Below are 12,108 nucleotides of genomic sequence, written 5' to 3' on the forward strand. Positions count from 1 at the left end.
CCTCTATTAAAAGAGACTTTATTCGTTATTTTTATATTGAATTAATCCAATTCCTATTCCAGTCGGATCGACCAAATAAGCTAGATAGAAATCATCAAACGCCATTTTGTCACGCAAAATAGTAGCACCATTGTGTTTTGCCTGTGCAATGACTTCGTCAATTGCCTCCACTTCAATTTGAATTCTTGTACCATGCGGAAAATCGCTTGGTCCTTTACCAATGCCACCATTAATTCCAGCTTTGTCTTCATTCCCAGTCATAACTGCCCAATAATCCCACTTTGGAGCTGCCACCTCCCAGCCAAACACTTTACTATAAAAAGCTGCCGCTTTCTCCGGTTCCTGACTATTTAATTCAAAGCCAATCACTTTTCCCATACATATACCCCCTCATTTTTAGCATAACAAATAATTCAACAATAAATTGGAATTCCCTTCCTGCAAACTTTAGAAATTTGACAATATTCCAAATAAAAATTTATGTATTTAATTAGTTAGAAAATTATGTATAATTAAATTAGAACGACTGTTCAAATCATTAAAGGAGTACAACATTGAGTAAAAGACGCTATGACAGTGACAAGGCAAAGATTGAGATTATCAAACATGCCATCCAATTATTTTCTCAACATGGCTATAATCAGACATCTGTTGGTGATATTTCGAAAGCCTCTGGTTATAGTAAAGGACATATTTATTATCATTTCGAAAATAAAGAAAAGTTATTTGTGCTTTTGGCGCAGCAATCGATGAAAAATTGGCATGACAAATGGTTGCAACAAGAATCTTCATACACCACATCAACAGATAAATTGTATGGTATGGCCATGCATGTCCTCTATGAGTATCAAACACCCTTACTAAAGTCAGGTCAGGAACTGGCATCTAATCCCAAATCAAGTCCTGATTCTATACAACAGTTATTCAATTTAGCTATTACGCCAATGAATGCTTATCGAGCAATTCTTCAAGAGGGCATCGACCAAAACGAATTTGTTCATGGCAATGTAGATACATGGACCGTCTTACTTGGCACATGGCTAGGTGGATTATGTCAGCTGACCAATACTCAAAATTTAAAATCATTAGAACCACTCTTTCAACAGGCAATAACGATTTTCTTAAAAGAAATTAAAAAAGGTGGGGTTTAAATGAAAGTAGGTTTAATAGGTGATAGCTTAACAGAAGGTCATCCAGGCGTTTCATTTTATGATCTCTTGAAACATCAATATCCCCATATTTCATTCGATAATCTTGGAAATCCAGGCGAGACGATTAAAAGTTTATTTACTCGCTTGGAAAAAATGCCGCTCCAATCTTCCTATGATCTCCTTATTCTTTGGATAGGCGTCAATGACGTCTATTCAAAATTATTAAAGGTGCAAGCACAGCCTGTGGCGAAGGATCACTTTGAATTCGAAGAGTACTGCCTTAAGGTATTAGAGAAAGCACATGACGCTTCCAAAAATGTTGTATTAGTATCTCCAGCATTAGTAGGAGAAGATCTTCAAAATCCCTCTAACAAAGAAATAACACAATTAACGTCTGTTATGGAGTCTATTTCAATGAAATCTGGCAATGTTTATTTTGTAAATATGCAAAATCTCTTTAAAGATCATTTAGAACATTTGGAGTGCTCAGGCTTTATTAATACGAATGTAATAAGAGTCCTACTGGATGTTTTATTTTACAAAAGTCCTTTACGTATCGATAAATTATCTCAAAAAAGAGGGCTACATGTAACTTTAGATGGTGTTCATTTGAATAGTAAAGGTGCTGATTTAGTGGCACAGCAATATAGCTCTATCATTGAACTTTATAAAGTCGAAGGAGACAAAATCGGGAGGTCCTAAAGATGAGAAAGATTGCTGTTGTTACTGGCGGTGTTTCAGGGATAGGAAAGGCTATTTGCCAAGAATTAATTGCTCGACATATATTTGTCATTATTGCTGATATTCAAGATCATGAGGGTCGTGTGTTAGAAGCAGAGTTAAATAAGGATATCGCCCATGTAAAATTTGTACATTTAAATGTAACCGATTACAAAAATGTAACTTCTGTCATTCATGATGTATTTGAAGAATTTCACCGTATAGATTATCTGTTTAATAATGCTGGTATCGCTATGTATGGGGAGATGGGTGAAATGACTATTGAGGATTGGAAGGAAATTATGGCCATTAATTTATGGGGTGTCATTTATGGGACTCAAATAGGCTACCCACTTATGAAAAAACAAGGTTTTGGTCATATCGTCAATACCTCCTCTGCTGCAGGGTTAGGACCTTCTCCTTTTTCTACTGCATACGCTACTACCAAACATGCTGTTATAGGACTAACAACCTCTCTACACTATGAGGCTGAGGAATTCGGGATTAAGGTGAGTACTTTATGTCCAACGTTTGTGGATACACCAATTTTCGATAATGCAAAGGCGATTCATATGGATAAATCAATTATCACCAAACAATTAAAACAGCAAAAAATGATCTCACCTCAGCGAATTGCAAAAATGGCTATAGAGGGTGTTCATCAAAATAAGCCTATCATTTGTCCAATGCCAATGCGCAAAACACTGGATGTTGTTTTTACTATTTTTCCTTTTTTACACAAAGCGTTAATGAGAATGGTTTGTAAAGTGAGTCGTAATGCACGTTTAACCTAATGTTTCACAAGGCTCCCTACTAATGGGAGCCTTGCTTATTTTATAATACGACACCATCGCTCATTTTAATAATACGATCTGTATATGCCAACATTTCTTCGTCATGCGTCACTAATAATGTTGTTATATTTAAAGTTTTTGTTAATGTTCTTAATAACAACATAATCTCTTTAGAGCGCTGTGAATCTAAACTAGCCGTTGGTTCATCAGCAAACAATACTTTCGGTTGATGAATAATAGCACGTGCAATTGCTACACGTTGCTTCTCTCCCCCTGACAAGGAGGAGGGATAGGCAGTTTTACGATGTTCCATTCCAACTAACTCCAATAGCCGATTGACTTCATATTTCTGTTCATTCTTTTTTAATGGAGATTCAGCTACATCTAGCATTAATAGCAATTGTTCCTCCACTGTCAAAAATGGAACAAGGTGAGCAAATTGAAAAACAAAACCGAATTTACTTGCACGTAATTTTCGTACCTGGTCGGTTTTCATCGTCGTAAGATTCTGCTCTTCAAATAACACTTGCCCATCTGTTGCGGGTTGTAGTCCTGCAGCGATCGTTAATAATGTACTTTTCCCAGAGCCAGAAGCACCTACCAATGCTGTAATCTCTCCTTCATTTAAAGAAAGATTGATGCCCTTTAAGATCTCTTCCTCGACTTCACCATTCTTAAACGTTTTTCGTACTTCATCAATTGTAAATAACGTCATGATTAAGCCTCCCCTTGCTGTATTGCTTGTAACGGTTCAATTTTTTTAATTTGCATTCCTGACAAGGTCGCACCAATAAAGCCTATGAGGAGGAATACAACGGATAACTGTGTTGTAGTGCCTATTGTTAAAGTGAATGGCATCCCCTTAGGAGCAACTATATTAAATAGCTGGCTAAGACTGACAGATACCACAAGTGAAAAGATTGTAATAATAGCCATCTGTGTCCAGATCATTTTAAATAGCTTACTTGTTTTTAATCCAATCGCTTTTAAAATGCCATACAAGCCAATTTTTTGCACATTCATCATATAGAAGAAAATAGCAAACAACATCCCACTAATGACAACTAAGAACCATATAATCATATTTAAAGATAATTGTTCCGCATTATAACTAGGGATAGTATTGAGAAACTCTTTATTGCTATATGCTTGCAATCCCTTAATATCATTTGGCTCACTATTTGGGACAAAAATTAATTGTTTATCAGCTACCCGATACATCTCCTGATAAGCCTCTTCACTAATATAAGCAACGGGAGCATGGCTATATTTTTTTTGCTCTACAAAACCTTTTACAATGAACTTTCCACTGTATTGATTATTCGTTAATATATCTCCAACCTGTATTCCTTTATCTTGTAGTGAGCTATCCAAAAGCACCTCGTCTTGATGCACATTGCTAAAAAGTGTAGATTCCGTTGATGTCACAAAGGCTACACTTTGTTGTTTATCATCCTGATCATTTAAAAAGCCCATCTGGATCGAAAAAGCTACTGCCTCTTTTTCTTTACTTATGACTTTCTGTTGCAGGTCGCTATCGATTCTTGAAAGATTAAACGTGCCATCCGCATCCTCAGCCATATAAAATTGACCCTTCGGTAAATCCTTAATTAAAGCTGCATTATCCTGTGACAGACCATTTGCTAAACCCGAGATAATAAACGTTAAAAAACTAACTAGGAAGATAATGGAGCCCAAGATTAAAAACCGTACTTTATTCTTCTTCATTTCTTTCCAGGCAAGATTCATCACTAACCCCTCCATTTCTTTGATTACTCCTAGCTTAAAATTGTTAAATGAACAGAGCATGAACTAATCGTAAAAATTTAGAGATTATATAAAAAGCCGCTCTATAAAGACATTTTTATCCCATAGAGTGGCTTCTTTTTTGAATCTTATTTATCTTTACTTGCTAAAATCCCTCGCCTTGAATGAATTGATATTTTTGATTTCTAATCACGGTCTTAATATTTTATACGAACTGTGAATTTCAATTGTAGTATGAATATAGGATCTAAAATAACTCTTAAAGAATTTCAATACCTTTTCATCTTCATTTCTTACATCAAAACAAGCATACGGTATATTTAGTTGAATTTGATTTTTAATAACCTCGCCCAGTAAAGGTCTTAAAATATAATGATTTCTTCTATCTTCTTTAATAAAGAGGGAAGTAATAAATAAATGTTCATTATTCACATTTGTACTTAATATCCACCCGATGATTTCCTCTTTGTAGTAAACCCAAAAACTCGTTTGTGGACTAGCTTCACCAAATTGAAAATCCTCTAAGGGTGATAAATGCTTAGGATACCAATCAACATTGCGTAACGACTCCAGTTCCGCTTCATGAATTTGATTCAACGCTTTAACAGAGATGTCTTCTGGAAATGTGTTTTTTTCGATCCATTTTTCTTTGCTCATATCTTTCACATTAATCATAAAGTGAGTTTTGTCTAAAATTGGTGGAGTCCACGATTGCTTTCTTAATGTGTATTTTACATTCGGACTAGTTTCAGGAAAAACATTTGTATATAAAACATTTGCGCCTTTTGATTTTAGTTCTTTTTCGGCAAATTTTAGTAGTTTTTCTTCTATGTTTTTATTTTTAAACTTATCTCTAACATTTACTGAGTAGACGACGCCCATTCTGTCTAACTCTTTGTATTCCGCCAATATTGCTCCGAGAACTTCACTATTTTTATCAACTGAAACGCCTAGGACAAACGAGTCATTGTTTAGGTCATTAAATAAAAAGTCACCTTTAATATTTTTAAAATGCAGTAATACTTCATTAACTTGGGTTTCATTTATTCTTTGGATTAGCATGATTTTTACCTTCTTAATGAAAATAGTCTATTATTTGAGGTTTAGTAAAAAAGGGAAATGGATCACCTCGATAAGTGATCCATTCCAACTAAGGATTTACTTAAGGTCCCTCATTTCCAGTACCTTTAACACTTTTTATATAAGACGCTGGCTTTTCTGCGGTGGCTTTTATACGAATATGAATATATTGCGAAGTATTAGCTGGAATCTCAATATAAGTAACACCAGTTTTAGTTGTAGCAGTTGACCATTCTGCTGCATTATCTGCTGCATTTGGGTTGCTATCTACAAAATACTCATATGTCTCTTGAGTTTGTAAATTTGATAATTTGGTATACCCAGCAACACCAACCGCTACTGTAGGTTCAGGTGCAGCAGCAGGTTTGATATCATTTAACTCGATTTGCGCTAAATCTTGCACATCATTTGCTGGTTGCCCTCCTGCTGAAGCTATACGAATATGCACAAATTGACCCGCATTTATCGAAATATTATCAATTTCTGTTGTTCCTGATAGGGGTATTAATGTTGCGCCTGCCCAGTCTGTGCTAATAGATGTCGTAGCATTACTATCTATTATATATTCATACGTAACACCATCTGTTAATCCTGTCAGTTTCATTGTTCCTGCATTCGTTCCTTGTGCTTTCATTGCATTAGGTGCAGTAATTGGATTTACAATTGTTAATGGTATATTCGTTATATTTATTGTTTTTGCATCAGAATAGACTGTTTCATTCACAAATTCTTTTTGAGGCTTCGCTTTATTCAAAGCAGCGTCTTTTAAAGAAATATCGTTACCATTTGCACTCATCGTGATGGTTGTATTTTGTTCAATTTTTGATACGGTTGTTGCACCTAACGTGACAGTTACGGTATTTCCTAAAAGTTCAAAGGTATCATCATTAGCAAAAGCAAACGTAGAATTTGTTTGATTACTTAAAGTAAAATCATTCGCTAAATCAATTAGATTAGCCAAACCAAGATTTACATCCTCTGAGAAGATAATCGTTAACTGATCCCCTACATCTACACCGTTAGAACCCTTATCTATGAAGCCTGAACTAATAATAACTGGTGCAGCCTGATCAACTGCTGTCACATGAATCCCAGCTATATTCACTCCATTGATATCTATGATAGATTCATTTGGATTTTGAATAACCTCTGGTGTGAAGTGAGTACCAATCATTGGTTCCACTCTAATTGTAATATATTTGTTTTCACCTTGTGTATATAATGGATTAGGATTACCATTGCTAAGCAGTGGCGTTCTTCCATTTTTGTCTGTTACTTTTATAGATTCTACAGTAAAGCCAGGGACTGTAAATGAATCCTTAGTTACTGTCGTTGGATCAATATTTGCTGAAAATTTTAGGCGAATGGTTTCCATTTTTCCATCTTGTGAGCTGACCCCATCTTTACCATCTATCGTAACCGTTTCTAGCAATGGGTTATTTACTATTGTATTAGCAACTACTTGTCCAATCTTTTTCGCGAGTTTACCTGCTGACGTTCTTTCTACTACAACAACTACCTTACCAGCAGCTGATGAAATTTTACCATCAGGCGGAAGTGTTTCCCAAGAAGATACATCAGCATTTAATGATGGCTTTCCAGCGTCTGCTGCATTCGCATCATCAAAAACTTTAAAAGCAAACTCATTACCTAAATCTACAGGTTCACCAACTGTAATATTTATTTTATCGTTACTGAATGGATCGTCCACTGCCGTAACAGCTAATGGGCTTAAAGATCCGATGCTAACTCGTGTTCTTAAACTCTCTGCATATTGAGTACCATTGTCTGTTACTTTTATAATTGCTACATCAATTTCAGACATCCCATTAGCAAAACCAGAGGAAATCGCAATTGATTTTTCACCATTTCCGTCAGGAAGTATACCCCATTCTAATTGATTGCCTGAAACATCGTATACAGAAATCATATAATCACCTATTGGGGAAGGTAGTTTAACTGTCACTTTGTCTGCCCCAGTAGCATTGTCAGTAACAGTAATATCACTAACTGCTGGCGCATTCGGGAAAGTCGTTGGTACTCCTTTTTCGACTCTTGTGCTTTCTGTTTTTCCGTTTTCTGTAACTGTTACATAGACTTTATCAAGTCCTAGAGGAAATCCTCCTAGAATCTCTACTAGACTAAGTGCAGTTGACGTTGTTACTGAAAAGCTTCCAAGGATATTTCCATTTGTACTTGCATCATACACTTTAATTAATGAGCCTACTGGTAATGAAGGTAAAGCAATCATATCCTTGCCTGCTGTCGCGTAATTAACCAATTGTATGTGTGAAGGAGCTTGTGATTGATTTGAACTTTGAACATATACCGTCGTTGAAAAACTTGCTGGTATGTTCCCACTTGCTGCATACCGTACTTCATAGTTTCCTGCACCTAAGCCAATAATTTCTGTTGCTAATAAAGGTACATTCGTCCAACTTGTGTCTGTAACTAGTTTATATTGATATTTCTTACTTGCATTTAAACCTGTAATCTTACCATCATTTCCTACTAAAGTTGGAGACACCCCTTGTAAACCCTTTGGTGCTGATGGTGCTATGGGAACTGTTGTATCAATAGACCCGCTACCTGAGTTATCAGATGACGTATCGGATAAATCTGGGTTTTTTGTTCCAGCAATTCGTTCGACATTGCCTTTTACAGAATTATAATTTTGAATTATATCAGCAGGTTTTGAACCTGTTGGAATAACAAGGTTGCCAATTTTGGTTTCTGTTCCTATTGTAACTTTTGTTTCTCTATTAAGTGTTTCAAGATTACTTACTCGACCGATTGTTTGCAGATTTACATTTGCACTTGTCATAAGAGATAGATTAACAATGTCACTTTTACCAGATAATTTAACCTCACCTGTAGTTGTTACTTGTAAAGAAGTTACATTTGAGTTAATGACAACGTCAGTAGCTCCCTGGACAATCAATACTTTAGGAAGCACCACTGAACTTCCAGCAGTTAATATTGCATTGCTATTAACAACAATCTCTCCTACTGTAGATGCTCCAGATGTTTTCGATAGGAAAATAACATCAGCATTTTTATCGACACCCACATCACCCAATTGAAATTCACTGAAAACTACTCTTCCTCTTACTTTAGTTTCATTCGCAGCTATAGGTAAGTTATTCATAGATGCAACCTTTGCTCCAAAAGATTTATATGCATTAGTTTGATTTGCTAGTTGCAAAGTATCATCAATCGTCGTTTTACCTTCCACTTTCAAGAATTCAGAGTAGAAAGAATTCTCAACGCCTTTACCAACATGTAAATCGCCTTTAATGGTGATATTCTTCATTGTGATGTAATCGCTATTTACAATGACAGTAGAATCGATAGTTGCACCTTTTCCATCAAAGACAGCATGATTTACATAGGGGTTATTAGTATCAGTACTTGGTGTACCTTTTGCAGTTAATTCAATAGATTGTATTTGTTCAATTTTATTCTCTTTTATAGTTAGTTTTAAGTTGGCACCTTTTAATGTCGCTAGATTACTCGGATTAATCCATTTCTTTTGATCATCTGAAAGTGTGTATGTACCTTCAGAAGTCACCAGTGTCTCATCTGTAATATTGGAGATCGTCTCATTCACATGAACAGGAACAGGTGTTATTTTGTTTTCACTACGGTAAATGAATGCTGCTAGTTGTCCACGAGTCACACTTTTATTAGGCGAAAATGTTGTTGAGGTTGTTCCGGATGTGATTTCATTTTCAATCAATACCCCAACATAATTATTAAACCAATCATCTTGACTCACATCTGTAAAGTTTATTTTTTGTTGAGAATTTTCTGATTTTAAATCATAGGCTAATGAGATGATTTTTGCCATCTGTGCACGATTCACAGGATCATTCGGTCTGTATTCACCTTCAGATCCCACAATAATTCCTTTATCGGCTAATGCAGCAATATATTTATAGAAATTATGCTTTTCAGAGACATCTTTAAATCCTGGGTTCTTAATATTAGTTGTATCTAAATCTAATGCAAGTGCGATGATTTTTGCAGCATGGGCGCGAGTTAAAGGTTCGTTTGGACGGAAAGTACCATCTTCATAGCCACTTATAATATTACGTGCATGTAAACTATTTACTGCTTCATAAAAGTATGCATTTGACTGTACATCTTTGAATTTAGTTGCAGCTGCGTTAGCATTTGGTATCACTGTCACTAAACTACTTACCACAACAGATGCTGTAACTGTAGATGCTATTATCTTGTTAAAATTTTTATTCTTTTTTTTCATAATCTCACATTCTTTCCCTCATTATTGATGGTGACTTATTTACTAATAAATAGTAATTTGTGATATATCTTTTTGTATGTTTTTTTAAATTGGAATATCTCCCTTTCTTATTATAATTCCACAATGGTTTTTGGGTAGTTATTACCAAATATTTTAGATATATCCTTTTTTACTTTCCATTTTAGAGAAATTAGTCTACCTATCATACAAATGTGGTAAAAATATTTTATAATAAATAGTAAAATTAATATATATAAATTTTCAATTAATAGAACAAAAATTTTAGTTCAACTTCATGCATGACCCATACGTTGTGATTGATGTTTTCATGTTTCATTGATACAAAACATATCTTAATGCCACTTGTTTCTAAGAGAAGGAAGAAACTAAACTCTGTCTTGTCGTTTTCTGCTTTTAAGAGGCAAGTACACATTAATTTATCAGTTAACGTTACCATAATGAACGTAGATTATATTAAATAACTTTAGTTTGCTAATACAGCGCAAAATATAGCTGCTGTAAAGGCAAAAATATGACCCATTCAGTCCCCCGCTCCTTTATCTATGTTTATATACTTTCTATAATTTTTTACAACAAAAAAAGAACCCCTGATATATCAAGGATTCTTCGTTGTAATTGATACCGGTGGTCGGGGTCGAACCGACACTCCAAAGGAACACGATTTTGAGTCGTGCGCGTCTGCCAATTCCGCCACACCGGCATAATGGAGATAAAAAAAATCGGATAAACCGATTAACAGTTAAAATATGGAGGCGGCAACCGGATTTGAACCGGTGATAAGGGTGTTGCAGACCCGTGCCTTACCACTTGGCTATGCCGCCGTCATACATGGAGCGGAAGACGAGGTTCGAACTCGCGACCCCCACCTTGGCAAGGTGGTGTTCTACCACTGAACTACTTCCGCAAAAATGGCTGGGGTACTAGGATTCGAACCTAGGCATGACGGAATCAAAATCCGTTGCCTTACCGCTTGGCTATACCCCAACAATGGGGCGACTGATGGGAATCGAACCCACGAATGCCGGAACCACAATCCGGTGCGTTAACCACTTCGCCACAATCGCCATTGTATTATGATGTTTATTAATTTTATATTAGATGGGGCGACTGATGGGAATCGAACCCACGAATGCCGGAACCACAATCCGGTGCGTTAACCACTTCGCCACAATCGCCATAAAATTAATTGGCAGGGGCAGTAGGAATCGAACCCACACCAAAGGTTTTGGAGACCTCTATTCTACCGTTGAACTATGCCCCTAAAATAATAAAACTGGTGGAGGGGGACGGATTCGAACCGCCGAACCCTAAGGAGCGGATTTACAGTCCGCCGCGTTTAGCCACTTCGCTACCCCTCCGGGAAAATCTGGTGCCGGCTATAGGAATCGAACCCACGACCTACTGATTACAAGTCAGTTGCTCTACCTGCTGAGCTAAACCGGCAAAAAAAACAAGATGGGTCAGGACGGAATCGAACCGCCGACACTTAGAGCTTCAATCTAATGCTCTACCAACTGAGCTACTGACCCATATTTTAAAATAAATGGCGGTCCCGACCGGGATCGAACCGGCGATCTCCTGCGTGACAGGCAGGCATGTTAACCGCTACACCACGGGACCATTTGGTTGCGGGGGCTGGATTTGAACCAACGACCTTCGGGTTATGAGCCCGACGAGCTACCACTGCTCCACCCCGCGATAATACTATAATGTTGTAAAAATAATGGTGGAGGATGACGGGCTCGAACCGCCGACCCTCTGCTTGTAAGGCAGATGCTCTCCCAGCTGAGCTAATCCTCCATCTGGGTATTGAAATGGTGACCCCTACGGGATTCGAACCCGTGTTACCGCCGTGAAAGGGCGGTGTCTTAACCACTTGACCAAGGGGCCATCGTTTGGAACAAATCAAAGTGCTGGCGGAGAGTAAGGGATTTGAACCCTTGAGACAGTGTTAACCGCCTACACGATTTCCAATCGTGCTCCTTCGGCCACTCGGACAACTCTCCAAGAATGGCTCCGAAGGCAGGACTCGAACCTGCGACAACCTGATTAACAGTCAGGTGCTACTACCAACTGAGCTACTTCGGAATAATTTTAGTATATAGCCTAGCGACGTCCTACTCTCACAGGGGGAAGCCCCCAACTACCATCGGCGCTAAAGAGCTTAACTTCCGTGTTCGGTATGGGAACGGGTGTGACCTCTTTGCCATCATCACTAGACTATTTGAAAGACAATACTTATTATAACATATCTTATAAAAATTACAAGTATATTCTAATAATTTATTCTTTCAAAACTGGATAAACG

8 protein-coding genes, 16 tRNA genes and 1 rRNA gene are annotated in these 12,108 nt (G+C 37.0%); 3 read left to right on the plus strand and 22 right to left on the minus strand.

What is annotated here, in order from left to right:
- Positions 1-18: 18 nt before the first annotated feature.
- Positions 19-378 carry a VOC family protein gene (locus VK91_RS06440; RefSeq protein WP_048391834.1) on the minus strand — a complete coding sequence of 120 codons (360 nt, stop codon included), beginning with the start codon at positions 376-378 and terminating at the stop codon, positions 19-21.
- A 176-nt stretch (positions 379-554) separates the two neighbouring features.
- On the opposite strand from VK91_RS06440, the gene VK91_RS06445 reads away from it, so the two are divergent.
- The 3 genes from VK91_RS06445 to VK91_RS06455 are packed head-to-tail and all read left to right on the plus strand — an operon-like array spanning position 555 to position 2,665.
- The gene (locus VK91_RS06445; RefSeq protein ID WP_048391836.1) at positions 555-1,151 is read left to right on the plus strand and encodes a TetR/AcrR family transcriptional regulator; all 597 of its coding nucleotides are present in this window, start codon (positions 555-557) and stop codon (positions 1,149-1,151) included.
- Positions 1,152-1,853, plus strand: coding sequence for an SGNH/GDSL hydrolase family protein (locus VK91_RS06450; protein WP_048391838.1), 702 nt, complete (start codon positions 1,152-1,154; stop codon positions 1,851-1,853).
- Positions 1,854-1,855: 2 nt separating this feature from the next.
- On the plus strand, positions 1,856-2,665 hold the full coding sequence (locus VK91_RS06455; protein ID WP_048391840.1) for an SDR family oxidoreductase: 810 nt from the start codon (positions 1,856-1,858) through the stop codon (positions 2,663-2,665).
- 40 nt (positions 2,666-2,705) lie between these two features.
- Here VK91_RS06455 and VK91_RS06460 read toward each other — a convergent pair whose 3' ends face one another.
- The 21 genes from VK91_RS06460 to rrf form a co-directional block, all read right to left on the minus strand.
- Positions 2,706-3,380 (minus strand): ABC transporter ATP-binding protein, encoded by a 675-nt coding sequence (locus VK91_RS06460; RefSeq protein WP_048391842.1) that lies wholly within the window; start codon positions 3,378-3,380, stop codon positions 2,706-2,708.
- A gap of 2 nt (positions 3,381-3,382) precedes the next feature.
- The gene (locus VK91_RS06465) at positions 3,383-4,414 is read right to left on the minus strand and encodes an ABC transporter permease (RefSeq protein WP_048391852.1); all 1,032 of its coding nucleotides are present in this window, start codon (positions 4,412-4,414) and stop codon (positions 3,383-3,385) included.
- Between the two features lie 207 nt (positions 4,415-4,621).
- Positions 4,622-5,494 carry a GNAT family N-acetyltransferase gene (locus VK91_RS06470; RefSeq protein WP_048391844.1) on the minus strand — a complete coding sequence of 291 codons (873 nt, stop codon included), beginning with the start codon at positions 5,492-5,494 and terminating at the stop codon, positions 4,622-4,624.
- A gap of 100 nt (positions 5,495-5,594) precedes the next feature.
- Positions 5,595-9,779: an S-layer homology domain-containing protein gene (locus VK91_RS22250; protein WP_053075687.1), complete on the minus strand. Its 4,185-nt coding sequence runs from the start codon at positions 9,777-9,779 to the stop codon at positions 5,595-5,597.
- Between the two features lie 640 nt (positions 9,780-10,419).
- Positions 10,420-10,500 (minus strand) — tRNA-Leu (locus tag VK91_RS06480).
- A gap of 47 nt (positions 10,501-10,547) precedes the next feature.
- A tRNA-Cys gene (locus VK91_RS06485) sits at positions 10,548-10,621 on the minus strand.
- 8 nt (positions 10,622-10,629) lie between these two features.
- Positions 10,630-10,704 (minus strand) — tRNA-Gly (locus VK91_RS06490).
- A gap of 5 nt (positions 10,705-10,709) precedes the next feature.
- Positions 10,710-10,784, minus strand: a tRNA-Gln gene (locus tag VK91_RS06495).
- A gap of 4 nt (positions 10,785-10,788) precedes the next feature.
- Positions 10,789-10,864 (minus strand) — tRNA-His (locus tag VK91_RS06500).
- A gap of 35 nt (positions 10,865-10,899) precedes the next feature.
- Positions 10,900-10,975: transfer RNA gene (locus tag VK91_RS06505), tRNA-His, on the minus strand.
- A 12-nt stretch (positions 10,976-10,987) separates the two neighbouring features.
- Positions 10,988-11,061 (minus strand) — tRNA-Trp (locus VK91_RS06510).
- 13 nt (positions 11,062-11,074) lie between these two features.
- Positions 11,075-11,158: transfer RNA gene (locus tag VK91_RS06515), tRNA-Tyr, on the minus strand.
- A gap of 9 nt (positions 11,159-11,167) precedes the next feature.
- Positions 11,168-11,243 (minus strand) — tRNA-Thr (locus VK91_RS06520).
- A 13-nt stretch (positions 11,244-11,256) separates the two neighbouring features.
- A tRNA-Phe gene (locus VK91_RS06525) sits at positions 11,257-11,329 on the minus strand.
- Between the two features lie 15 nt (positions 11,330-11,344).
- Positions 11,345-11,420 (minus strand) — tRNA-Asp (locus tag VK91_RS06530).
- A gap of 3 nt (positions 11,421-11,423) precedes the next feature.
- Positions 11,424-11,498: transfer RNA gene (locus tag VK91_RS06535), tRNA-Met, on the minus strand.
- Between the two features lie 26 nt (positions 11,499-11,524).
- A tRNA-Val gene (locus VK91_RS06540) sits at positions 11,525-11,600 on the minus strand.
- Positions 11,601-11,615: 15 nt separating this feature from the next.
- Positions 11,616-11,690, minus strand: a tRNA-Glu gene (locus VK91_RS06545).
- Positions 11,691-11,714: 24 nt separating this feature from the next.
- Positions 11,715-11,806, minus strand: a tRNA-Ser gene (locus VK91_RS06550).
- Between the two features lie 5 nt (positions 11,807-11,811).
- A tRNA-Asn gene (locus tag VK91_RS06555) sits at positions 11,812-11,888 on the minus strand.
- A gap of 16 nt (positions 11,889-11,904) precedes the next feature.
- Positions 11,905-12,020, minus strand: a 5S ribosomal RNA gene (rrf, locus tag VK91_RS06560).
- Positions 12,021-12,108: the final 88 nt, after the last annotated feature.

Source organism: Lysinibacillus sp. LK3 (genome assembly GCF_001043675.1).
Lineage (GTDB): Bacteria > Bacillota > Bacilli > Bacillales_A > Planococcaceae > Lysinibacillus > Lysinibacillus capsici.